Raw genomic sequence first — 24,200 nt, 5'->3', positions numbered from 1 at the left:
GCAAGCCTAGGGCGCATGCCTCCGGTCTGCCGGGACGCGCCGGGTTAGGCGAGTTGTTCGCCAGTTTCCGGGTCGGGATCATCCTCGAGTTCGGCATCGGATCCATCGGGGGGAACTCGACACAGCCACTCCGCGATTGCGCCAGCGACGAGCAGCACGACTCCGGCGACCCCGACAAACAACATGGGCAGCCAAGATGAAGATGGGGGAATCACCGAGCGGGTCATCACCTGTGTCAGGAGCCCCAGGCCAAACCCGCCGAGGAGCGACCCGGCAAACTGGCTCGCTCTGGCACCCGCAAGCAGTCGCACCGCGTGAAAAGGGTTGACCGGCCGCGCAGAGGCACGGGTCACCGCGCGTCGCAACGCGATCCCGAGCGCAAGCACCACCGCGGCAATGACGAGAAGCGTCGCCGGGAGTGACACCGGCGGCACGAACGGCGCATCCCCCCGCGTCGACTGAAACACCTGCAGGAGCACGCCCGCGGCGAGGCCTACCACGCTAAACGCGGCAACGGTGAGCGCGGAGGTGCGTTCAAGCTTCGGCATGATCCACCGCCTGTCGTGTCTGGGTGATCGGACGGGTGGTGTCGCCAAGTCTTGCGAGCAGCTCGGCGACCCGCCCGTGACCGATGAGCACCGCGTGCGGGTCAAGCTCGAGCCAGGGAGCGAGCACGAAGTCACGCTCGTGCGCCCTGGGGTGCGGCACAATCAGCCGCTCGTCCGAGATGAGCTTGCCGCCATAGGTGATGATGTCGATGTCGAGCGTGCGGTCGCCCCAGCGAGCGTCGCGCACCCGGCCGTGGCGTGCTTCAAGCCGCTGCAGCACGTCGAGCAGCTCATGCGGAGTGAGCGTGGTGTCTGCGAGTGCCACACCGTTCAGGTAGCGGGGGGCATCGGGATCGGGGCCGCTCGGGGTGAGCGCGATGGACTCGCGCAGCGATGATGGTCGCAGATGCGTCACCCCGGGTGTCATTGCCAGCTCGCGCTGTGCCTCAATGATGGTCTCGCCCCGGTCTCCGAGGTTGGCGCCGAAGGCGAGCAGCACGGTGACGACCTGGGGGGTCATGCGCCACCTCCAGCCGAGTCGCGCACCACGGTGACCGAGACGTCACCGAACGCCTCGTCGATCGGCGCGTCGGGTTTGTGCACCGTGATGCGGGCGGACCGAACGCCGGGGAAGGCCAGCGTCACTCTCGCCACTCGCTCCGCAACGGTCTCGATCAGGTCGACAGGGTCGCGTCGCACTGCACCAGCGATCGCGGCGGCCACCTCGCCGTAGTGCACGGTGCGGGCCAGGTCGTCGGTGTGAGCCGCGGATCCGAGATCCACCGCCAGTTCGGCATCGACGAGAAAACGTTGCCCCCGCTCGCGCTCGAAGTCGAAGACCCCGTGATGCGCGAACACCTCGAGCCCGGTCAGGGTGATGCGGTCGCGCACCTGCGCGGGTGGGCCGGCCTGCCCCGCACCATGCCCCTCCTCGTTCGAGTGGACACTCTCGCGGGCTTCACCCGCCGTGAACCCTGCTTCACTGTCCACTCCGATGCGTGATCCGGGCGGATCGGCACGACCCCAGGCGCGTTCGACGGCCAGGGCTTGCATCGTGCCCGGCACGTCGTGCACGCGCGCGCCCCAGGCCCCGGCGCGCGCGGCGAAGGCGCTCACGACCGCGGTGGCAAGGTCTCGACCGGGCGCGGGGACATCCACGCTGCCGCCCGGAAGTGCGGCGAGCAGATCGCCGAGCATTCGCTTTCGTGAGATGCCCACGAGCACGGGAAAACCGGCCGCTCTGAGCCGATCCAGACCGCGGAGGAGCTCCCAGCCCTGCTCGGCGGTCTTGTCGAAGCCGAGGCAGGGGTCAAGCACAATGCAGCTCGCGTCGACACCCGCGGCGATCGCGCGTGCTGCGAGGCGTGCGAGTTCGTCTCGCACCTCGGCCACAACATCGACGTACTCGGAACGACGGTGCGCGGGGTCTGGAATACCGCGCCAGTGCCCAAGAATCAGCGTGGCACCGGTTTCGGCTGCGACCCGATACATCTCCGGATCGGCGAGGCCACCCGAGACGTCGTTGATGATGGCGGCACCGGCCTGCATCGCCTCACGCGCCGTCGCAGCGTGAATGGTGTCAACAGACACCGTGATTCCGGCGGCGCCGAGCGCCGCAATCACCGGACGCACGCGACGGATCTCTTCCGCGGAGTCCACCGGCAGCGCTCCCGGCCTCGTCGACTCGCCACCCACGTCGACAATGTCGGCACCGTGCTCGGCGAGCAGCCTGCCGCGCATCACCGCGGCTTCGGGGTCAAAGAAGGCACCCCCGTCGCTGAACGAGTCGGGAGTGACGTTCAGCACGCCCATCACCTGAAATCCCTCGACCGCAGCGGGAGCCTCAGTCACGGGGTACCCCGATCGGTCGCCCCGATGAGGGCGAGCACCTCAGCGCGCTCACCGGGCCGAGACAGCGATCCGCGTGAAGCCACGGTGACCACCATGGCCTCGGTTTGCCGCCCGCCTCGATCGGCCATGCACCCATGGCTGGCCTCCAGCACGACGAGCACCCCTTCGGGTTCGAGCCCGACCTGCAGCGCCTCAGCGATCTGTTCGCCGAGACGTTCCTGCACCTGCGGGCGCGCGGCGAGCGTGTCGACCACCCGCGGAATCGCGCCGAGCCCGACCACCCGCTGCGCCGGGCGGTAGGCAACGTGCGCCCTCCCGCGAAAGGGCAGCAGATGATGTTCGCAGGTCGATCGCAGCGCAATGTCGCGCACCAGCACGAGCTCTCCGGTCTCATCACCCACGGGCACCGCGTCTCTCAGGTGCTGCAGCGGATCAACGCCGACGCCTGCAAAGAACTCTGAATACGCGTCGGCCACGCGATCGGGGGTTCCCGCCAGCGTTTCGCTGTCTGGGTCTTCGCCGATCGCACGAAGCATTTCACGCACCGCCGCGGCGATGCGCTGCCGGTCGACGCCAGGGGTCACGGCTTCGCCGTGCCCTCACCCGCCGCGGCGTCGGGATCTGGGGTGGCATCGGCCACGTCAGTGTGCGCCGGGGCATCTGCTACACCCGCAGCGTCAGTGCGCGCCGGGGCATCTGCGTCACCCGCAGCGTCAGCATGCACCGAGGCGTCTGCGTCACCCGCAGCGTCAGAAAGTGCACCATCTGTGCGCACGCTCTCTGGCACGGCAATCGGCGGCAGATCAGAAACGGGCCGCTTGCCGCTTGAGAGCCAGACCGAACGCTCCGGCAGCTTCACAACGTCGACGAAAATCTCGGCAATCTGCAGGTGGTCGAGCGTCTCCTTTACGAGAAGCTCAGCGGCGAGCCGGTCGAGTACTGTGCGGTTGAGCACGAGCGCCTCGTATGCCTCGTCGTGTGCCTGCTCAATGATGGCGCGCACCTCTTCGTCGACAGAGACGGCCACTCCCTCGGAGAAATCGCGGGTCGAGCCGAACTCGCCCAAATAGGGCGAGGCCTGCGCCTGTCCCAGTCGCACCGGCCCGAGCTTCGCCGACATGCCGTACTCGGTCACCATCTTCCGCGCGGTTGAGGTGGCCTTCTCGATATCATTTCCGGCGCCGGTCGTCGGGTCATGGAACACGAGTTCCTCCGCGACGCGGCCCCCAAGCGCATAGGCGATCTGATCCTGCAACTCGTTTCGTGTCACCGAGTACTTGTCTTCGAGCGGAATCACCATCGTGTATCCGAGGGCTCGTCCACGCGGCAGGATCGTGATCTTGGTCACGGGATCCGTGTAGTTCAGCGCCGCGGCAACCAGGGCGTGTCCACCCTCGTGGTAGGCCGTCATCAACTTCTCGTGGTCTTTCATGACCCGCGTGCGACGCTGCGGCCCCGCGATCACGCGGTCGATCGCCTCGTCAAGCGCGCGATTGTCAATCAACTGCGCGTTCGAGCGCGCGGTCAGCAGTGCAGCCTCGTTCAGAACATTGGCGAGGTCGGCACCCGAGAAGCCCGGGGTCTTCCGGGCGACCACCTCAAGGTCGACGTTTTTCGAGAGCGGCTTTCCCTTGGAGTGCACCTCAAGAATCGCCCGGCGACCCTTCATGTCTGGCGGGTCAACCCCGATCTGGCGATCGAAGCGGCCAGGGCGCAGCAGCGCAGGGTCAAGCATGTCGGGGCGGTTCGTCGCCGCGATGAGTATCACGTTGGTCTTGGGGTCGAAGCCATCCATCTCGACGAGCAGCTGGTTCAGCGTCTGCTCGCGCTCGTCGTGGCCGCCACCCATGCCCTGGCCACGGCGCTGTCCCACCGCATCGATCTCGTCAACGAAGATGATGGCGGGGGCGTTAGCCTTGGCCTCCTTGAAGAGGTCGCGCACACGACTCGCGCCGACGCCCACGAACATTTCGACGAAGTCAGATCCGGAGATGCTGTAGAACGGCACTCCCGCCTCGCCTGCGACAGCCCGAGCGAGCAGCGTCTTGCCCGTGCCGGGAGGGCCATACAACAGCACACCCTTCGGGATTCGAGCGCCCACGGCCTGGAACCTCGTCGCGTCTTGCAGGAAGTCCTTGATCTCGTGCAGCTCTTCGACCGCCTCGTCTGCGCCGGCGACATCAGCAAAAGTGACCTGGGGCATCTCCTTGGAATTCAGTTTCGCGCGTGACTTGCCGAACTGCATTACCTTGTTGCCGCCGCCCTGCATTGACGACAGCATCCACCAGAAGAACAGGCCGATGAGCAGCAACGGCAACATGAAACCGAGGATTGACCACAGCGCGTTCGGCTGGGGCACCTGGTCGGTGTACCCGTCCTTGGGCTCTGCCTCGTTGACCGCGGCGATCACGTCTTCACCCCGCTGGGTGATGTAGTAGAAGAACACCTCGCTCGAACCGGTCTTCTCGTCAGCCTTGGCGAGGGTGAGGTTGACGCGCTGGTCGCCATCAATGATCTCGGCCTTTGTGACGCCGCCGTCGGCCAGCATTTCGAGCCCACGCTGCGTGGTGATTTCACGCACTCCCGTGCCGGAGAGCAGTGACCACCCGAGCAACACGATGAGCGGAGCCAGGATCAAATAGAGCAACGGCCCCTTGAAGAGATTCTTCCCTTTGGGGGCCTTCTGTGCTTTGTCAGCCAAGTTGCGGCCTTTCTGCGGTCACCAGCGAATATGTGTAAGCGTATCCGCTGGCATCGACACCGCTGCTGTGTGTCCGCTCAGCGCAAAATCATCAGCGTGCGAGCGTCACTCGCCGCCGTACACGTGCGGCGCGAGAATCGCGACATCGCGCAGGTTGCGGTAGCGCTCGGCATAGTCGAGCCCATATCCGACCACAAACTCGTTCGGGATATCGAACCCGAGATAGGTCACCTCAACGTCAACCTTCGAGGCATCGGGCTTTCGCAGCATCGTGCAGATGCGCACCGATTTTGCGCCGCGGCTTTCGAGGTTCTCCTTCAGCCATGACAGCGTCAGGCCCGAGTCGATGATGTCTTCGACGATCAGCACGTCACGCCCGGTCAGATCCGAGTCGAGATCCTTCAGAATCCGCACGACGCCGCTCGACTTCGTTCCCGCTCCGTACGACGACACCGCCATCCAGTCCATCTCCGCGTGGAAGCGCAGCTCACGGGCGAGATCGGCCATCACCATCACCGCACCCTTGAGCACCCCCACGAGCAGCGGCGGGGTATCGAACCCGTAGTCGGCTTCGATCTGACGCGCAAGCTCCGCGAGACGCGCCTGCAGCTCCGCCTCGGTGTGCAGCACGACCTTCAGATCGGTTCCGAGATCCTTCACGTCCATCTGCCCGCCTTCGTTCAATCAACTAGTGGATCGGCCGGCCGCTCGAAATTCCAAGCGACCCGCAATACGCTCAACTGTAGCGCCGGGAACGTTGATGGGACCTTGACCGTGCCAGTCGGTGACGAGGGCGGCCACCGATCGGGTGTGCTCGCGGCTGAGGTGCGAGCCGAACGCCGCGCCTGCGGCACGCCTGATTATGCGGTTACGCAGCGCGTCGGGCTGTTCCGCGAGCGACTCGACGGACAGCGCGATGCCGGTCTCCGAGCGCTCTGTGAGCGAGTCGTGTAGTTGCTCGGCGAGACGATCGAGCGCGTCGGCATCCTCGCGCGCGAGATCCGCGGTTCGGGCGAGGCCCGCCGCGACCCCGGGCCCCAGCTCCTCCTCCAGCAGCGGCAGTACCCGGGTGCGCACCCGCACGCGGGCGAACGCCGGGTCGGTGTTGTGTGGATCCTGCCACGGTTCGAGACCCTGTGCCCGGCAGGCCTGCTCCGTCTCCCCTCGACTGATGCCCAGCAACGGGCGGTGGATCGCGCCGCGTTCGGGCGGAATGCCCGCAATGGCGCGGGTACCCGACCCCCGTGCCAGCGCAAGCAGCACCTGTTCGGCTTGGTCGTCGCGGGTGTGGGCGGTGAGGATCGCGGCCGCACCCGTTTCCGCGCGAACCACCGCAAATGCTTCGTACCTGGCAGCTCGGGCCGCCGCCTCCGGCCCGTCAGCATCGCCCCGGGTGACGCGTACTCGGCGCACCACCACCGGATCAAGCCCGAGCGATGTCGCCTGACCCGCGGCGACACGGGAGACCTCCTCCGAGCCCTGCTGCAGGGCGTGATCCACCACCACCGCGCCGGCGCGCAAGCCGAGACGAGGGGCCTCGAACGCGACGGCGGCGGCGAGCGCGAGCGAGTCCGCACCCCCCGATAGGGCAACGAGCACCAGCGGGGCATCGGGGGCCATCGCCGCGCGATCCACTCGAGACGGGTGCGTCGACCACCGGGCCAGCACGCGGCGCACAGCCAGGCGCGTGTGGGCAACGGCGGGATCAAGCGGCGGCAGTCTGGTCACACGACCACGCTACCGGTCGCCCTCGGGTACTCTGAGAGCGCACATCACCGCGAGGGCCACGCCCGCGAACACAAGGAGTCTGCATGACCGCCGCATTCGACGCCGTCATCGAAATCCCCAAGGGGAGCCGCAACAAGTACGAGGTCGATCATGAGACCGGACGCGTCTACCTCGACCGCGTGCTCTACACCGGTTTCGTCTACCCCACCGACTACGGATTCTTCGAGGAAACTCTCGGCGAAGACGGCGATCCACTCGACGTGCTCGTGCTGCTCGACTACCCGGTATTCCCCGGTGTGGGCATCAAAGTGCGCCCGGTGGGCGTGCTGAAGATGAGCGACGAGGCCGGCGGCGACGACAAGGTCATCGCCGTGCAGCACAAGGATCCGCGCTGGGCGCACATTCAGGATGTGACCGACATTCCCGAGTACACCCGCAAGGAGATCGAGCACTTCTTCGAGCACTACAAGGATCTCGAGCCCGGCAAGTGGGTCAAGGTTGACGCGTGGGGCTCGGCCTCCGATGCGGAGCAGTTGATCGTGGAAGCACAGGAGCGATTGCAGGCGCAAGGGCACTAACTCCCAGATACGCACGAACGCCCTGGCCTCCTCAGAGAGTGCCAGGGCGTTCGTGGTTGTGTGGTGTGAGGGAGCTAGACGCCGTAGCCGGAGAGTGGGTTCACGAACATTCCGCCTCGCAGCACTTCGTAGTGCAGGTGGCACCCGGTGCTCATACCGGTGGTTCCCACGTAGCCAATAATCTGGCCAGCGTAGGCGTAGTTGCCGTACCACAGTGCGAATCCGCTGAGGTGCGCATAACGAGTCTGCACACCGCCTCCGTGGTCGAGGTGCATCATGTTGCCGCCGATGTTATCTTTCCAGCCGACGTATGTGACGGTGCCCGCAGCCGGAGCCACGATCGGGGTGCCACACCCGGTAGCAAGGTCCACACCGGTGTGGCCAGACCACTGCTGGAAATAGGTAGAAATCCAGCCCGACGTGGGGCGAAGCCAGCCACCAACAGCGCCGCCGCCAGCTCCATTTCCACCGCCGCCACCGGCAGAACTACCGCCACCACCCGGATTCTGCGCCGCAGCCGCAGCAGCAGCAGCAGCAGCCTCGGCCGCCAATCGCGCAGCCTCGGCACGACGCGCTTCTTCGGCACGGCGCTGTTCCTCTTCGATGCGCAGGCGCTCCTGGTATCCGGCGACGGTCTGGGTGGTGGTGTCTTTCAGCGCGGCAAGCTGCGTGTTCAGAACGACCTGCTGCTCTTCCTGCGCCTGCAGCGCCTCTGCCTGACCCGCCACCGCTTCAGCGGCGGTCTGCTCGGCCGCTTCCTTCTCTGCGCGCAGTACCTCGCGTTGCTGCCGAGCGACCTCGGCCTGTTCGCCGAGCGAAGCGGCCGTGTTCATCGCCTGCTGCGCCTCTTGCGAGATGGTGGTGTTGCGTTCGGTCGCCTTCGACATCGACGCGAGCCGTTCAAGCAGCGCGTCGGCGGTGTCGCCCTCGCTCTCGAGAAACAGCTCGACGTTGCGGTCTACTCCGCCGGATCGATACATCTGCGACACAAGAGCGGCGGCCTGCGCGGTGGCGGCTTCGGCCTCGAGGCGGCTCTGCTCGGCCTGCGCGTCGAGGGTTTCCGACTTGCGCGCTGCGGCCTGGAACGCGGCTTCCGCGTCTTGGAACGCGCTCACCGCGTCGGCGTGCAAATTGCGCAGCCGCTCGAGTTCCGCCTCGCCTTGAGCGATCAAACCTTCAATTTCGATGACCTTCGCGGCCGCGGTTGCTTCGTTCTGCTTCGCGGCCTCTACGTCTGCCCAGCTCGGCAGATCGAGTGCCTGCGCGGGCACGGATCCCGTTCCGCCACCCACCAACGCGGTAGCAATGATCGCGGCGATAGCGGCACCCGCGATCCACCGCGTGCGTGTCGTTCGTGACTGCGTGCGCATCAAGTTCCACCCCTTTTAGGTCGCCACCAGTCTCACACGTGCCGCGGCGTTCGGCCTCGAACCAGGCCAACGCGTCGCGATCCCGTCACCAGCGCGAACCTTCAGGGTAGCATTGAAGGTTTTTCGAGTGCACGCTCAGCAGGAGTAAATCTGCACCCCCATTGAGGCATATTCTGAAAGGAGGCCCGATGTGTTGCGCGGGCTGTGGATCACAAACCACACCCGAGGAGGCCTGGTGCCCAGTTCCGACGATCACAACACCACCATCACAACTCAGCCCGGTGGACCGAATGAAGCTGCCACTACCGACATCAACGCCGAGGGCTTCACTCTTGCCTCAGCTGATCAGGTTGACATCACCCCCGAGATCGATGAGATCGCCGAATTACGTCGCAAGGGCAAGCCCAGATCCGACGACGGCCCCGATGCTCCCTGGCGCCAGGGCTACCCCTACGATCGCAAGCTCAGCGCGGCCGTGTACGAGCGTGAGAAGCGCAAGCTGCAGATCGAGCTCCTGAAGCTGCAGGCCTGGGTGAAAGAAACCGGTCAGAAAATCGTCATCCTGTTCGAGGGTCGCGACGCCGCCGGCAAGGGTGGTGCCATCAAGCGGTTCACCGAACACATGAACCCTCGAGGCGCGCGCGTCGTGGCACTTGAGATACCGACAGATCGTGAGCGCAATTCCTGGTACTTCCAGCGCTACGCCACGCACCTGCCGAGCGGCGGGGAGATCGTCTTATTTGACCGCTCCTGGTACAACCGGGCGGGTGTCGAGCGCGTCATGGGCTACTGCACTCCGCAGGAGTATCTCGAGTTCACGCGGTCGGCCCCCGAGTTCGAACGCATGCTCGTGCAGTCCGGGATCCACCTCATCAAGTTCTGGTTCTCAGTCGGTCGCGCTGAGCAACACGACCGGTTCCTCGCACGATCCACCGATGAGGTCAAGCAGTGGAAGCTCTCCCCCACCGATCTCGCGAGCCTCGACAAGTGGGATGCGTATAGCGAGGCGAAGGAGGCCACGTTCTTCTATACGGACACGCCCCACGCACCCTGGACGGTGGTGAAATCCAACGACAAGAAACGCGCTCGATTGGAGGCCATGCGCTGGGTACTGTCGCGCTTCGATTATCCGAACAAGGACCACCGGGTGGTCGGCACCCCCGACCCGATGATGTGTACGACGAGGGTGAGATGCCGAGCGGCCACTTTCCGGTTGTGGGGAAGCTGACGACGTGACCGACACACCCGGCGTACTGCGCTCGTTTCGCTCGATGCTTCCCAGTGCGAACGACTACAGCGGGGTGCCAAGAAGCTGGCGCGCCGACCTCATTGCTGGCATCACCGTCGGAATCGTCGCCCTCCCGCTGGCGCTCGCCTTTGGGGTGAGCTCCGGGGTGGGAGCCGAGGCCGGACTCATCACGGCAATCGTTGCGGGTATCGTCGCTGCGGTATTTGGTGGATCGAGCGTGCAGGTGTCGGGTCCGACCGGCGCGATGGTGGTGGTGCTCGCCCCCATCGTTGTCATGTACGGCGTCGGGGCAGTGGTTGTCGTCAGCATCATGGCAGGGGTGCTCGTGGTTGCCGCGGGGCTCTTCAAGCTCGGGCGGTCGGTAAGTTACATTCCCTGGCCGGTGATCGAGGGATTCACCGCCGGCATTGGCGTCATTATCTTCCTCCAGCAAGTGCCATCGGCGCTCGGTGTGCAGAGTGAATCGCACGCCACCAATGCCGTGGTCGCCGCGTGGCAAGTCGTTATGACCGCGGCATGGCCGGAGGCATTTCTGCCATTGGGCATTGTCATCGCGGTAGCCGTAATCATGGTGTCACTCGCCAAGTGGGTGCCGTCACTTCCAGGATCGTTCGTCGCGATCGTCGTGGTCGCCGTGTCGGCGACCCTGTTCCAGCTTCCGCTCGCAACCATCGGCGCACTTCCTCATTCTCTTCCCGCTCCGAGCCTTCCCGCGTTTGACTCGGCGATGGTCATTGCGCTGATCGGGCCGGCCTTCGCTGTGGCAGCCCTCGCAGCCATCGAATCGCTCCTCTCCGCCCGGGTAGCGGCGACGCTCGCACCCACCGGACCGTTGAACGCCGACCGCGAGCTCTTCGGGCAAGGGCTCGCATCTATTGCCGCAGGGCTCTTTGGTGGCATGCCGGCAACCGGTGCCATCGCCCGCACCGCGGTGAACGTTCGCAGTGGCGCGCGGTCTCGTCTGGCGGCAATCGTGCACGCGATCCTGCTCCTGCTGATCGTGCTAGTGGCGGCAGATGTCGTCTCGGTGATCCCGCTCGCTGCGCTCTCGGGCGTACTGATGGTGACCGCGGCGCGAATGGTGTCGGTGTCGACTATTCGCCGCGTATTCAATTCCGGCGGGTCAAGCGCCCTGGTGTTCCTCGTCACGGCCTTCGTGACGGTCGCCTTCGACCTGATCGTGGCGGTTGGTATCGGCATCGCCGCGGCCGCTTTCTTTGCCCTGCGCACTCTCAGCCGCACCAGCGGCGCACACCGCGAACCGTTACCTGGCGAACCCCAGCCGGGCGACGAGCGCATCGCATTGTTCAGACTCGAGGGTTCGCTGTTTTTCGGAGCGGCGGAGCGTCTGCTCGATGAGGTGGCTGATGCGGGCGAGGTTGAGGTTGTGATCCTGCGACTGTCCGGGCTGCAAATCATCGATTCGACGGGGGCAAACGCGCTCGCAGAGATGGTGACCGCCCTTGAGCAGCGCGGAGCAACCGTCCTCATCAAGGGCATCAGACCGGAACACAAGGAGCTGCTCGCCCAGCTCGGAGTCATCGAATCGTTGCGCCACCCGAACCACCTGTTCACGGAGCTTGACCCCGCGATCGAGCACGCGCGCAGCCACATCGCGCGCGCGAACGGCTAGCCGACCGCGACCTCCGATGATGCGGCCGATAACCACGCACGCCTCGGCCGCCCCTCTTACGCACCTTTACGCCCTGGCGTGCCACCCAGCTGATGAAGGTGGAGAATGGAGGTATGGCCTCCGAAGCAGATTGTCACGACACCCCCCGAGCGGGCACCGGCGCAAGCGTCAGCCCGGGGAGCAACTCGACCCCCACCGACACCGACCCGAGTGGCGTTCCGTTTCGTGAGCTCGATCCGTCGATCCTGCGCACCCAACGCACGAGCCTCAAGTGGACCAGGTTTTCTGCCGACGTCCTTCCCCTCTTTGTTGCCGAGATGGACTTCACGCTCTCACCCAAGGTGCAACAGGCCATCATCTCGCGGGTGCTCGCGAGCGATACCGGGTATCTTGACGGCCCCGGCGAGCTAGCGCCGGTGTTCGCCAAGTTCGCCCGTGAGCGATGGGGCTGGCAGGTGGATCCCGCCCACGTCCACCTGGCAACCGACGTGAGTTGCGGCATCGTCGAGCCGCTTCGACTGCGGGTGCCCGCGGGAGGGCGCGTTGCGATCACGACCCCCGTCTACCCGTCCTTCTTCGAGATGCTCGAGGAACTTCCGGTGGAGGTTGTGCAGATCCCACTCGTTCAGGACGCGGTGCCCGCCACCACGCCCACGGGCATTGCGGCGCGCCTCGACCTTGCTGCGCTTGAGCGCGCGTTCGCCGCTGAGCCCGGCATTGACGCACTCGTGCTGTGCAACCCGCACAACCCCCACGGGCTCCTGCACTCCCCCAGCGATCTCGCGGAACTCGCCCGGCTCGCCGCCCAGTACGACGTTTTTGTGATCTCCGATGAGATCCACGCGCCGCTGACCCATCGTGGCCACACGTTCACGCCGTTCGCCCCACTCGCCGCGGCGGCCGGGGCCCTCGCCGTCACCGCCACCTCGGCCAGCAAGGGCTGGAATGTCGCGGGTCTGAAATGCTCGGTCATCGTCGCGGCCGACGAGCGCGCGAATCAGCTGCTGCGTCGGCTTCCGCCCGAGGTGACCACGCGCGTGAGTATCCTCGGGCTGCACGCTGGCATCGCCGCCTTCCGAGACGCGGGAGATTGGCTCGACCGCGCCATCGTGCAGATCGAGGCGAACGCCGATCTCCTCGCCGAGCTCATCGCCGAGAAGCTTCCGGGCGTGGCCTACGCCCGGCCGCACGCTGGCTACCTCGCGTGGCTCGACTTCAGTCAGGCTGGCCTGGGCCCCGATCCATTCCGGCGCATCCTCACCGAGGCCAAGGTCGCACTTGGCAAAGGCACGGCCTTCGGTGTCGGCGGTGAGGGCCACGTGCGTGTGAACCTCGCGTGCGCACCCGACACGATTCGCCAGGCAGTGGATCGCATCGCCACTCTCGTGGCGACGGCACAGGCACAGGCACAGAACGGAGCGGTCTCTTGACCCCACGCGATCCACACCCCGCAACAACACCAGTGACCGATTGGGAGGGCTTCGGCTTCGACACCCGCCAGGTGCATGCTGGGGAGCACCCCGATCTCAACGCGGGCCTTCGGGTGCCGCCGATCGCAATGTCGGCGGGCTACGTGTTCGCGGATTTCGAGGATGGGGCGGACCGCTTCACCGGGAAATCGACCGACCCGATCTACTCGCGTCAGGGCAATCCGACCAACTGGGTCGCCGAGGAGCGGCTCGCGTCGCTGGAGGGCGGGACCGCCGCCGTCGCCGTGTCGAGCGGGCAGGCCGCGATTAGCGCAGCCCTCTTCGCACTCGCTGGGTCGGGTGACCACATCGTTTCGACCGCTTCGATCTACGGCGGAACCCGCATCCTGTTCGGGCGCAGTTTCAAACGATTCGGCATCAACGTTGACTACGTGTGGGACGCGACAGACGATGCCGAGTGGGAGCGCACGATCACGCCGCGGACGAAGGCGATTTACACGGAGTCGATCCCCAACCCTCTCAATGACGTGGTCGACCTGCGTCGAGTGGCCGAAGTGGCGGCACGATACGGGCTGCCGGTGGTCGTCGACAACACCGTGGGCACTCCTGCGCTGATTCGGCCCTTCGAACACGGCGCACACATCGTGGTGCACTCGACCACGAAGTTTCTGACCGGCCACGGGGCGGCGGTCGGCGGCGCGGTGGTCGACGGTGGCACCTTTGATTGGGCTGGTTCGCCGCGCCACTTCCCACTGGTCACCGACGGGCCCCGGCCCGGGGTTGCCTCCATGCTCGAGCGTTTCGGCACCGCCGCATACGCGCGCGCGGTGCGTGAATCGGTGGTGAACGATATCGGGCCGTCGCTGTCGCCGTTCAACGCCTTCCTCCTGCAGCAGGGCATGGAGACGCTGTCACTGCGTATGGAGCGGCACGTGGAGTCGTCGCTCACGATCGCGACCTGGCTCGAGGAACAAGCCGAGGTCGAGTCGGTCGATTATGCGGGACTTCCGTCAAACCCGCTCTACGAGCTCGCGGTGCGCGATTACGGTGGGCGCAGTGGCTCGGTGTTTGGTGTGACGGTGCGCGGAGGCCGTGACGGGGCGCGCGCGTTTATTGACGGCCTCAGCGTGTTCTCCCGCATGACGGGCATCGGCGATACCCGGTCGATGGCGATCCACCCGGCCACCTCGACGCACGCGACATTCCCCGCCGAGCTCAACGCGCGACTGGGCATCACCGAGGGCCTCGTACGCCTGTCTGTCGGCATTGAGTCGGTGGGCGACCTCATCGCCGACCTGCGCCGGGCGCTCGACCGGGTCGCCGCGGCGCTTTAGATAGTTGACCCTCGGGGCGGTGGTCTGGGTTCGGGGAACGAGGCTGGCTGGGTCTGGCAGGAGCGTCCGCGAAGCGGATGCGACCGGATTGCCGAGAGAGCCGAATCCAGTCCACCGCCCCAACTCGGCAAGCTAGGACAAAGAGGCTCCGGGCTCGAAGTCGCCAAAGTAATCGGGCTCGATGCCCGCCGCCTCGAAGAGTTCGCGCGTGCGCTTCTGCCGCGTGCGCGGGATCAGGGTGATCACGCTGCCAGCCTTCCCCACGCGACCCGTGCGTCCTGCGCGGTGCACATACGCTTTCGGGTCGTCCGGCGGATCCGCCTGCAGCACCGTATCGATGTCATCGACGTGAATGCCGCGCGCGGCCACGTCGGTCGCGACGAGAACATCAACGTTGCCCTCAGTAAATTTCGCCAGATTGCGTTCGCGGCGCGCCTGACTCAGGTCTCCGTGTAGGGCGAGGGCCTTCACCCCGGCCTCGGTCAACCGCTCGGTGACCATCTCGGCGTAGGCGCGCGTGCGGCAGAACACCACAGTGCGACCGCCGCCCACGACCAGCTGCATCAGAACGTCGTCTTTGTGCTCGCGCAGCACAACCAGCACCCGGTGGGTCACGTCGCTCGTGCCGCCCGGCTCTTCGCTCGAGCCCGCATCGTCGACCACCTCGTGTATCGCGGGGCGCGGCATGAACTCGGCGACCAGCGCCTCCACCCGCCCATCGAGCGTAGCTGAGAAGAGCAGTCGCTGACTGCGCCGCCGGGTGCTGCGCAGGATCCGCTGGACCGGCTCGATGAACCCGAGTTCCGACATGTGGTCTGCCTCGTCGATGACCGTGACGGCGACCTGGCCGAGGTTCAAGTGGCCACGCATCGAGAGGTCCTCGACGCGGCCGGGGGTGCCGATGACGATGTCGACCCCGCGTGCCAGGGAATGCAGTTGCGGCTCAAACGGGGCACCGCCCACGAATTGGCCGGTGTAGAGCCCTACGGCGCGCGCGATCGGTTGCACGGTGCGGTCGATCTGCAACGCGAGTTCCCGCGTCGGGGCGAGGATCAGGGCCTTGGGCGCCCGTGCGGCCTGCCTCGCCGGGCGCTTCTGCTGTACACCCCGCTGCGGCTTCTCCTTGGGCGCGTCGGATGGGAACGCGCCCTCCGCTTTCAGCCGGAGGAGCCGCTCGACGAGGGCTGCCCCGAACGCGATGGTCTTGCCTGATCCCGTGCGGCCTCGACCCAGCACGTGATGGCCCTGCAGGATGTCAGGGATCGTGACGGCCTGTATCGCAAACGGCGTGATCGCTCCCAGTTCGGCGAGCGCCCGCACGATGTTGCCACCGAGACCCAGATCACTGAACGTTGTGCCGGAAACCTCGGCGGGAGTCGTGCGGCGTGCCTCGAGCGGCGCGGGTGGAACCGCGGGCAGGGCGGGTGGATCGGTGCGCGGCTCGCGCCGCGCACCCGCGGGCGCAGTGTCGCGGATACGCTGTGCGCGCTGCGAACGCTCGCCATCCTGCCGGTCCGTGGGCCGCGCGGCCGACCTTCCGGACGCGGACTTCCCGCTTCCGGTCGGCTTCGCGCCTCCCGATTGCTCGGCTCGCCAGCCAGCTTTGCTCGGCTTGCTGCCCCTGCCCGGCTCGTAATTCTTGGGGGCGCGGAACCCGCCGCCCGACTTACGCGCCATGTTCGATCCGCTGCTCGCGGCGCTCCAGCCGTCGCTCGCGCGCCCGCTCGCGTCGGCGTTCCACCGCGAAGTACAGGGTGGGCAGCACGATCAGCGTGAGCACCGTCGAGGAAAGCAGTCCACCGATCACCACGATTGCGAGTGGCTGCGAGATGAACCCACCCTTACCCGTGATGCCGAGCCCCATCGGCACGAGCGCGAGGATGGTCGCCAGCGCCGTCATGACGATCGGGCGAAGACGCAACAGGGATCCGCTGCGCACCGCTTCGTAGAGTGGTTTGCCGCGTTCTCGTAGCTGGTTCACCAGGTCGATGAGCACGATCGCGTTGGTCACCACGATGCCAATGAGCATCAGCACGCCGATGAGCGAGGCCACCCCCAGCGGAATCCCGGTGACGACGAGCAGCAGGATGGCGCCGGTGGCCGCAAACGGCACCGAGACAAGCAGGAGCAGCGGCTGCAACAGGCTCTTGAAGGTCGCAACCATCACCACGTACACGATCAGGATCGCGGCAAGCAGGGCGAGTCCGAGCTGCTGGAAAGACTCCGCCTGCTCAGAGAGCACACCGCCCACCCCGGCGGACGCACCCGCCGGAAGCTCCAAGCCAGCGAGCGCTTCGTCCACGAGCGCGCCCGCGGCGCCCAGGTCGTCCCCGGCCGGGAGTGCGGAGACCACCGCGATCCGCACCGTGTCTTGGGTGCTGATACTCACCGGGCCGTCAGTGACCGCGACGATAGCGAGCGAATCCAGTCGCACCTCGCCACCGCGGGTGGGAATCAGGAGCGCGGCGACGCCGTCAGGATCAGTCGGCGCGGGACCGGCGGAGAGGTAGACACCGATCGAGGTCGCCTCGATCACGATCTGCCCGATCTGCGAGGGGCTCATCTGCTGCGCGACGAGCGTGGCGACCGCGACCTCGCTGAGGCCAGCGTCGGCGGCCTTGCCGCGATCCACCTCGACGGCGAGGTACGGGCGGGATGTTGCCAGGTCGCTCTCGACCTGCACCAGCCCATCCTGCGCTCGGAGGGCTTCAACCACCGCGTCATTCGCCTCGGTCAGTGTCGCCTGATCAGGGGCGGCGACGGAGACCTCGATCGCGCTCGAGCCACCGATCGGCCCACCGCCCGAAGCGATTGAGAATTCTCCGGCATCGTCGAGCGCCTCTACCGTGGTGCGGATCTCGTCTTGCAGCTCGGTTTGTGAGGCATCGGGATCGGTCGTGATCGCGTAGCGGATCACGCCGTCACCGCCGCCGAAGGCGGCCTGGAGGCCAGCGCCCCCGCTGCCGATCGTGACCTGCACGGTGTCGACCTCAGGGATCCCGGCGAGGGCCTGCTCCACTCGCTCGGCCTCGACGAGCTGGGCTTCCAGGCTCGTACCAGCAGCAAGGGTCTGACTCAGGTTGACGGAGTTCTGTTCGTCGCTGCCGATGAAACTGGTCTTCATCAGCGGCGCGGTCGCGATCGTGCCACCGAACACCAGCAAGGCGACCATCAGAGTCACTGCGGGATGCTTCAGCGTCCAATCAATGATCGGGCGGTACCCGCGAAGCACGAGTCCGGAGACCCCGCGCTTGGCGTCGGGCTCTTCGTCGACGGGCACGAGTTCTCGCGCACCGTCGGCGGTGCGCTTGCGGGAGCTGTCGCGCAGGAACCAGTATGCGAGTACCGGCACGATCGTGAGTGACACGAAGAGCGACGCGGCCAGCGCGATCGAGACCGTGAACGAGAAGGGTCGGAAGAGTTCGCCAACGGTACCCGAGACGAACGCCAACGGGAGGAACACCGCGATGGTGGTGACGGTCGAGGCCGTGATGGCTCCGGCAACCTCGCGCACTGCGCGCACGATCACCGTCTGTCGGCCTTCTGGGCTCGGGAACGCCAGGTGTCGCTTAATGTTCTCGATCACCACGATCGAGTCATCGACGACGCGGCCGATGGAGATGGTGAGGGCGCCCAACGTCAACAGATTGAGGGTGTATTCGGCGAAGTTCAGGCCGATGAAGGTGAGCAGCACCGAGACGGGGATCGAGATCGCGGTGACGAGCGTCGCCCGAAGTGACAGGAGGAAGATCAAAATGACGAACACGGCGAATACGAGCCCGAGCAGACCCTCGACGGCGAGCGTCTCGATGGACTGCTCAATGTAGGGGGCCTGGTCAAAGATCACCTCAAGCGACGCACCCTGCAGCGATTCTTCGAGGCCGGGCAGCGCCTCGATCACCGAGTGCGACACATCAACGGTGTTGGCCGACGACAGCTTGGTGATCGCGATCGTCACCGCGGGCTTGCCGTTGACCCGAGAGATGCTCTGCTCCGGGTTCTGTTCCAGCGCGACCGTGGCGACCTCGCCGATCGTGATGGTGGGAAGTGGCTCGCTTGCTGCGGGAGGCGCCTGAGCGAGTGCCCCGCCGGTGCCAAAGCCTGAGGCAGCCAGCGGCGACTGTGCGGAGGCTGCAGATGCCGCGGATGCCTGAGCGGCAGCGGCCTCCGCGCGAGCCGCAAGGATCTCGGCGCTCCGGGTCAGCGGCAGTGACGAGATATCGTCGACAGACTCGAGGGTCGAGCCGGCCTGCACGGCGAGTGTTCGCTCCCCCTCAGTCACTGTTCCGGCGGCGATGAGCACACCGCTCTGCTGCAACGCGTCGCGGATCGACTGTGTGGTCAGGGCTTCCTCCGACAAACGTGCCTCGTCTGGCGTGATCGTGACACGGTCGCCGCGCGCACCGGCGAGTTGCGCCTCGCGCACGCCGTCAAGTTCGCCGAGCTCGGGAACGGCGATGCGATCCACGAGCTCTGCGGTGACTTCTGGTTCGACCCCGTCTGGCGGAGTAACCGCGATCTGAATCACCGGGAAATCGTCAATGCTGCCCGACGCGACCTGCGGATCAACCGACTCGGGAAGCACCCGCGAGATGCGACTGATCGCGCGCTCAACCTTCTGCTCCGTCGACGCCAAGTCGATACCGTAGGTGAACTGTGCCAGTACCGTCGAGATACCGGTCGAGGATGTCGCGGTGCTGCTTTCGAGCCCCGGCACCCCGCGCAGCGCGGTCTCGATCGGGGTCGACACGTCGGAGTTGACAACCTCGGGTGATGCTCCCGGATACGCGGTGATGACGACGATCGCCGGAAACTGCACCGAGGGAAGTAACTCCTGCTTCAATGCGTTGACGCTTATGAGGCCAAACAGCGACGCGACGATGGTGACCAGTGCGATAAGCGCTCGGTTTTTGAGGCTCGCTGCGGCAAGGAGATGCATCCGATCATCATCCCATGCACGACTGAAATGCACCTGCGCGGGATAATACTTGAATGCCTGGCTTACGAATTGGAACGACCTCCGCCGCCCGTCGGCCGCGTCGCACCCTGGGTGCGACCTCCCCGGCCGATTTCGAGCGGCTCCGGCAACTCCGTCGCATGCAGGCACTCGCGCTCGGACTGTTGCTCTTCATGGCGGTGGTGTTCGTCGTGTCCTTCGCCCTGCAAGACCGAATCCCTTGGCTCGCCTACGTTCGCGCTGCAAGCGAGGGTGGGATGGTCGGCGCGCTCGCCGACTGGTTCGCGGTGACGGCCATTTTCCGCTACCCGCTCGGAATCAAGATTCCGCACACCAGCCTGATTTCCAACAAAAAAGATGAGATCGGTGAGGGGCTCGGTTCCTTCATCGAAGAAAATTTCCTCGCCGACGAGGTCGTGCACGAGAAGCTCAGCACTATCAGTGGCGCGCGCATGGCGGGCGATTGGCTGGTGGATCGCCACCACTCCGAGCGGCTCGGCGAGATGATCGCGAGTGCCGGCCTCGGGGCCCTGACGGTGCTCAACGACAGCGACGTGCAGGAGCTGCTCGAGGCACTCGTGCGGCGCCACGTTGTCGAGCCCGCTTGGAGCCCCCTACTCGGCGGCGCGATCGACTCGTTCGTCGCCGGATCACATCAGGAAGCCCTGATCGATATGGCGGCGGCGCGCTTGGAGGACTGGCTGATCCACCACCCCGACGCATTCGACAGCATGGTGTCGTCGCGACTTCCGTCGTGGCTGCCGAGTGTTGCGCAGCGGTTCGTCGATGGTCGGCTTCACGCAGAGACGGTGCGTTTCGCGCAAGCTGTGCGGGCGGATCAGCACCACCCCTTCCGTCTTGCCGTCGCGGGCTTCCTCGCCGACCTCGCAGAAGATCTGCGTGAAAAGCCCGAGTTGCAGGGTCAGCTGGAGTCCTTCAAGCACGAGGTATTCGACAGCCCGCGCATTCGCGGCCTTGCCGAGAGCACCTGGGTGACCGCCCGCGCGGCCCTCGTCGAGATGCTTGAAGACCCAGCGAGTGAATTGCGCACACGAATGGTGTTGGCGCTGCAAGACTTCGGGCACCGCCTGCTTGACGAGCCCACCCTGCAGTTCAAGATCGATGTGTGGGTGATGCAGGTCGCCGAGCACCTCGTGCGGAGCTATCGGCACGACATCGCGAGCGTGGTCAGCGAGACTGTGCAGCGCTGGGACGCGCAGGAGGCTGCCGAGAAGATCGAGCTGCAGGTCGGGAAGGATCTGCAGTTCATCCGCATCAACGGCACCGTCGTGGGCGCGCTCGCGGGGCTCGGTATCTACACGTTCGCGTCGCTCGTCATCGCCCCACTGACCTCGTAGGCGGATCAGCGGGTGAATGCGACGGGAAGTTGCAGGTCTTGCACCCGGTCGTTCGCCGCGGTGTGGTCCGCCCGGGTCGTGATCGCACACAGTGAGAGCGTGCAGTCGAGGCCGTTCGAGGAGGATTCGGGCACTAGCAAGGTCGCCGTGAATGTGCCCGCCCCGGCATCGTCGTACCCCTGATTAGCGAATGCCGCCCAAGCGAAGTTGTCCGTGATCCAGACGCTGGTCTCGGCCACCACCGCACCCTCGGCGGTCTCGGGAATCCCACCGAGACAGGGTGAGGGCTTCTCACCCGGAATTGACGGAACCGCGCAGATTGCCACGTATATTCCGATTCCAGCATCAAAGCCGGAACCCCGAATAATGAGCTCATCTCCCGGCGTAAGCTGGGCGAGGTCTGCCGGCGAACCGGCAGTCGTCTCGACGACGAGCTCGCGGGTTCGCCCGTCGGCACCCTCGGCGCGTGCCTCATTGACGAACCCCTCGGGCAGCTGATCTTGCCCTGAGCTTCCGGCACTGTTGTGAGTCAGGATTGGCACGACTATCCACGCCGCTGCGGCCAACACAAGAACGGCGGCAACGAGCGCCACGATCAGTACGCGACGCACGATACGTTGTCTCTCGGGTGAGCTGGCCACGGCCCCATCCTATCGACGCCCGGATTTTAGTTCGGAGTGCAACACCCAGTGAGTCACCCCGAGCATAACTCTTGAAACACCTCTGCCGGGGTCGCCCATCCGAGCACCTTCCTGGGCCGGTTATTAATCTCCCACACGTACTCGTCCAGTTCCCGTTGGGTAAGGTCAGTGAAGCTTTCGCCTTTTGGGAGGTATCGGCGGATGCGCCGGTTGAAGTGTTCGTTACTCCCACGCTGGTAGGCGCTGTAGGGGTCACAGAAATAGGTGGGCACCCCGATCGTGTCGGCGAGTTTGTAGTGGTGCGCGAACTCGCTCCCGTTGTCCGCGGTAACTGACCGGACCGCGTGGGGCGGGAGTTGCTGGTAGATGCCCAGCTGGGCGTGCAGGGTGGGATCGGCCGCAGCGTGAGGGAGCTTCACCGCGGTGTAGTAGCGCGACCGACGTTCGATCGTGGTGTGGAGTGCCCCGGTGCCACGGGCGCCGAGCACGCTATCGGATTCCCAATGCCCAAACTCTTCACGCGTGTCAACCTCGGTGGGGCGTTCATGAATTGAGACCCGATATTTGATCCGTTCGGTGTGCACGCTTCTGCCCTTGAGCCGGCGGCGTTTCTTCTGCCCGCGCTCAAGATACTGCCAGAGCTGTCGGTGCTGCTGGCCGGGCGAGTAGATCCAGGCGTACACCGTTTCCGTACTCACCCGCATGCGGTGGTCGTTGGGGTGCTCCATGGGGAGGCGTCCGCTGATCTCTTCCGGGGTCCAACCCCGCCGTAAGTGTCCGATCACCCAATCAATGAGCGGGTCGTGTGTCATGCGGTAGGGCTGATGCGACCGTGACCTTCGCGTGTCGGCATGGAGTTGTGCTTGACCCGCGAGATACAGACGGTCGCGGGGGCTGCGGGTGTTGAGTTTGTTCCGCAGGTAGGGTCGCAGGTTCCCGTGGTCTCGTTCGGGCTGCCACGAGCGTTTCCTGATCTCGCGGGTGATGGTGGAGCGGTGCACGCCGAGGTGGCGTGCGATCTCCGCACGGTTATGGCCGTGGCCGATGAGTTTCTCAATCTCGATTCTGTCGTCAAGGGTGAGGTGGCGGTAATGTGTGGACAAGGAAGCGCAGCCCTTCGGTGGTGGTCTAGACAACTCACACCTTAGGTGTTGCGCTTCCGTTTAGAACCCGGGACGCATCTGCGGCCGCGTCAGGCATGATAAGCTTTGCCGCATACGTTTATTTCAAGCAACCCTTGCCTCGCGGAAATTGCATTTTCGCGAGGCCCGAATGTGTAAGGGGGTCACGCATGGGGCGCGGCCGTCAAAAAGCAAAGCACACCAAGGTAGCTCGGGAGTTGAAATACTTCAGCCCGAATACGAACCTTACTGAGCTCGAACGGGAGCTCGCTGCACGTCAGGCGAGCGCTGATCCCTGGGCTGAGTACGCTGACAAGTACAACGATGACGACGACTCGGACGACGAGAAGTAGCGAATCATCAGCACTGCGAACGAACGCCCCGTAGCTATGCGGGGCGTTCGCCGTTCCCGGGAGGGGCATCTACCGTGCCCCCGGGCATTCGCTTAGCCGGCGTAGCCGCCCCCGGGCATTCGCTTAGCCGGCGTAGCCGCCGACGAGGCGCACGGCCCCGCCGTCGACACCCTTAGCGCCCTGCTCGAAGCCGGTGAAATCGCGCGCGCTCGTTGAGATCGTGCCTGCCACCCATGTGGTGAGACCTTCGGCGCGCAGGCGATCGGCCACGGCTCCGGCGCGAGCGGCATCGACCACCGCGAACATGCCGATCCCAAGGTTCCACGCTCCCTCAAGGCTCTCGAGGGAGTGCCCGCCGAGGTCGGCGAGGTGCCGGAAGACCGGAAGCGGCGACCAGCCCTGGCGATCCACTTCGACCCAGCTGCCCACCGGCAGCACGCGCGCGAGGTTCGCCGCGATGCCTCCCCCGGTGACGTGACTCAGCGAGTGGATCGCGCCATCGAGTGCGGGGTCATCCAGCACCCGAAGTAGCGGTGCGGTGTAGAGCGCCGTCGGCTCGAGCAGCGCCTCGCCGTAGGTGGTGCCCAACTCCGCGGAGTGGTCGGTGTAGAGCAGGTCGCGTCCAGCCATGATGTGACGCACGAGGGAGAAGCCGTTCGAGTGCAGCCCAGAAGCGCCCATCGCGAGCACCACGTCACCGTCACGCACCCGATCGGGTCCGAGCAACCGGTCGGCTTCGACGACACCCACCGCGGCACCCGCCACGTCGTAGTCGTCGACGCCCAGCAGGCCCGGGTGCTCGGCCGTCTCGCCGCCCACGAGCGCCGTACCGGTCGCTTCACAGGCCTCGGCGATGCCGCGCACAATCGACGCGATGCGTTCCGGCACGAGCTTGCCGCAGGCGATGTAGTCGGTCATAAACAGGGGCTTGGCACCGACCACGACGATGTCGTCGACCACCATGGCCACCAGGTCTTGACCGATGGTGTCGTGCTTGTCGAGTGCCTGCGCGATCGCGACCTTCGTGCCGACACCGTCGGTCGAGCTTGCGAGCAGCGGGCGCGTGTAGCCGGTCAGCCCCGACGCGTCGAAGAGGCCGGCGAAGCCGCCCACCCCGCCGAGCACCTCGGGCCCGTGGGTACGGGCCACCGCCGACTTCATCAGTTCAACGGCAACATCTCCGGCTGCAGTGTCAACACCGGCCTGGGCATAGATCGACGGGTTCTCGCTCACGCGCCCCAGCCTACCCTGCCCCGGCATAGGCCCAGGGATCCACTGGGTACGTCGCAGGAGCACTTGGCCAGGTGTGCGAGACTTGATGAGCCGCGGTGCGCGGCACCCCCTTCGT

20 protein-coding genes are annotated in these 24,200 nt (G+C 65.8%); 7 read left to right on the top strand and 13 right to left on the bottom strand.

Annotated features, from left to right (window positions below; translation table 11 throughout):
• Positions 1-44 precede the first annotated feature (44 nt).
• From ACTNFK_RS03195 to tilS, 7 genes are all read right to left on the bottom strand, one after another.
• A complete protein-coding gene (locus tag ACTNFK_RS03195) occupies positions 45-548 on the bottom strand; it encodes a DUF3180 domain-containing protein (RefSeq protein WP_433646707.1) in 504 nt (167 codons plus the stop codon).
• Complete coding sequence (folK, locus tag ACTNFK_RS03190) at positions 535-1,068, bottom strand: 2-amino-4-hydroxy-6-hydroxymethyldihydropteridine diphosphokinase (RefSeq protein ID WP_435937242.1); 534 nt, start codon at positions 1,066-1,068, stop codon at positions 535-537. The genes ACTNFK_RS03195 and folK overlap by 14 nt, the downstream gene beginning before the upstream one ends.
• Entirely contained in the window at positions 1,065-2,399 is a 1,335-nt protein-coding gene (gene folP / locus ACTNFK_RS03185) for a dihydropteroate synthase (RefSeq protein ID WP_435937241.1), read from the bottom strand. The genes folK and folP overlap by 4 nt, the downstream gene beginning before the upstream one ends.
• A complete protein-coding gene (gene folE, locus ACTNFK_RS03180; protein WP_445117204.1) occupies positions 2,396-2,935 on the bottom strand; it encodes a GTP cyclohydrolase I in 540 nt (179 codons plus the stop codon). Before folE ends, folP begins: the two co-directional genes overlap by 4 nt.
• Before the next feature lie 44 nt (positions 2,936-2,979).
• Positions 2,980-5,100: an ATP-dependent zinc metalloprotease FtsH gene (ftsH, locus tag ACTNFK_RS03175; protein WP_435937238.1), complete on the bottom strand. Its 2,121-nt coding sequence runs from the start codon at positions 5,098-5,100 to the stop codon at positions 2,980-2,982.
• Between the two features lie 105 nt (positions 5,101-5,205).
• Entirely contained in the window at positions 5,206-5,766 is a 561-nt protein-coding gene (gene hpt, locus ACTNFK_RS03170; protein ID WP_433646712.1) for a hypoxanthine phosphoribosyltransferase, read from the bottom strand.
• An 18-nt stretch (positions 5,767-5,784) separates the two neighbouring features.
• Positions 5,785-6,819 carry a tRNA lysidine(34) synthetase TilS gene (gene tilS / locus ACTNFK_RS03165; protein ID WP_435937291.1) on the bottom strand — a complete coding sequence of 345 codons (1,035 nt, stop codon included), beginning with the start codon at positions 6,817-6,819 and terminating at the stop codon, positions 5,785-5,787.
• A gap of 92 nt (positions 6,820-6,911) precedes the next feature.
• Between tilS and ppa the strand changes: the two genes are divergently transcribed.
• Positions 6,912-7,406, top strand: a complete 495-nt coding sequence (gene ppa / locus ACTNFK_RS03160; protein ID WP_433646713.1) for an inorganic diphosphatase — start codon at positions 6,912-6,914, stop codon at positions 7,404-7,406.
• Positions 7,407-7,480: 74 nt separating this feature from the next.
• On the opposite strand, the gene ACTNFK_RS03155 is transcribed toward ppa, so the two are convergent.
• Entirely contained in the window at positions 7,481-8,776 is a 1,296-nt protein-coding gene (locus ACTNFK_RS03155; protein ID WP_435937237.1) for a peptidoglycan DD-metalloendopeptidase family protein, read from the bottom strand.
• A gap of 310 nt (positions 8,777-9,086) precedes the next feature.
• Here ACTNFK_RS03155 and ppk2 point away from each other — a divergent pair, with 310 nt between their 5' ends.
• The 4 genes from ppk2 (at position 9,087) to ACTNFK_RS03135 (ending at position 14,422) form a co-directional block, all read left to right on the top strand.
• On the top strand, positions 9,087-10,004 hold the full coding sequence (gene ppk2, locus ACTNFK_RS03150; RefSeq protein WP_435937290.1) for a polyphosphate kinase 2: 918 nt from the start codon (positions 9,087-9,089) through the stop codon (positions 10,002-10,004).
• A 43-nt stretch (positions 10,005-10,047) separates the two neighbouring features.
• A complete protein-coding gene (locus tag ACTNFK_RS03145) occupies positions 10,048-11,658 on the top strand; it encodes a SulP family inorganic anion transporter (RefSeq protein WP_435937289.1) in 1,611 nt (536 codons plus the stop codon).
• A 113-nt stretch (positions 11,659-11,771) separates the two neighbouring features.
• The gene (locus ACTNFK_RS03140; RefSeq protein ID WP_435937236.1) at positions 11,772-13,088 is read left to right on the top strand and encodes a MalY/PatB family protein; all 1,317 of its coding nucleotides are present in this window, start codon (positions 11,772-11,774) and stop codon (positions 13,086-13,088) included.
• Positions 13,085-14,422: an O-acetylhomoserine aminocarboxypropyltransferase/cysteine synthase family protein gene (locus ACTNFK_RS03135; RefSeq protein ID WP_435937235.1), complete on the top strand. Its 1,338-nt coding sequence runs from the start codon at positions 13,085-13,087 to the stop codon at positions 14,420-14,422. The genes ACTNFK_RS03140 and ACTNFK_RS03135 overlap by 4 nt, the downstream gene beginning before the upstream one ends.
• A 132-nt stretch (positions 14,423-14,554) precedes the next feature.
• Here ACTNFK_RS03135 and ACTNFK_RS03130 read toward each other — a convergent pair whose 3' ends face one another.
• Positions 14,555-16,099, bottom strand: a complete 1,545-nt coding sequence (locus tag ACTNFK_RS03130) for a DEAD/DEAH box helicase (RefSeq protein WP_445117192.1) — start codon at positions 16,097-16,099, stop codon at positions 14,555-14,557.
• Entirely contained in the window at positions 16,089-19,361 is a 3,273-nt protein-coding gene (locus ACTNFK_RS03125; RefSeq protein WP_445117191.1) for an efflux RND transporter permease subunit, read from the bottom strand. The genes ACTNFK_RS03130 and ACTNFK_RS03125 overlap by 11 nt, the downstream gene beginning before the upstream one ends.
• A 53-nt stretch (positions 19,362-19,414) precedes the next feature.
• On the opposite strand from ACTNFK_RS03125, the gene ACTNFK_RS03120 reads away from it, so the two are divergent.
• Positions 19,415-20,737: a DUF445 domain-containing protein gene (locus ACTNFK_RS03120; RefSeq protein WP_435937234.1), complete on the top strand. Its 1,323-nt coding sequence runs from the start codon at positions 19,415-19,417 to the stop codon at positions 20,735-20,737.
• 5 nt (positions 20,738-20,742) lie between these two features.
• Here ACTNFK_RS03120 and ACTNFK_RS03115 read toward each other — a convergent pair whose 3' ends face one another.
• Together ACTNFK_RS03115 and ACTNFK_RS03110 are read right to left on the bottom strand one after the other, a co-directional pair.
• Positions 20,743-21,378 (bottom strand): hypothetical protein, encoded by a 636-nt coding sequence (locus ACTNFK_RS03115; RefSeq protein WP_435937233.1) that lies wholly within the window; start codon positions 21,376-21,378, stop codon positions 20,743-20,745.
• Positions 21,379-21,431: 53 nt separating this feature from the next.
• The gene (locus ACTNFK_RS03110; RefSeq protein WP_435936165.1) at positions 21,432-22,481 is read right to left on the bottom strand and encodes an IS30 family transposase; all 1,050 of its coding nucleotides are present in this window, start codon (positions 22,479-22,481) and stop codon (positions 21,432-21,434) included.
• Between the two features lie 188 nt (positions 22,482-22,669).
• On the opposite strand from ACTNFK_RS03110, the gene ACTNFK_RS03105 reads away from it, so the two are divergent.
• Positions 22,670-22,852, top strand: coding sequence for a DUF3073 domain-containing protein (locus ACTNFK_RS03105; protein WP_433646721.1), 183 nt, complete (start codon positions 22,670-22,672; stop codon positions 22,850-22,852).
• Positions 22,853-22,975: 123 nt separating this feature from the next.
• Here ACTNFK_RS03105 and purM read toward each other — a convergent pair whose 3' ends face one another.
• Positions 22,976-24,112, bottom strand: coding sequence for a phosphoribosylformylglycinamidine cyclo-ligase (purM, locus tag ACTNFK_RS03100; protein ID WP_435937735.1), 1,137 nt, complete (start codon positions 24,110-24,112; stop codon positions 22,976-22,978).
• Between the last annotated feature and the right edge of the window lie 88 nt (positions 24,113-24,200).

The sequence above is a fragment of the Leucobacter fengyongliangi genome (assembly GCF_052386045.1).
The sequence above is the reverse complement of the archived record's forward strand: the minus strand, read 5'-3'. Positions and strand labels throughout refer to the sequence as shown.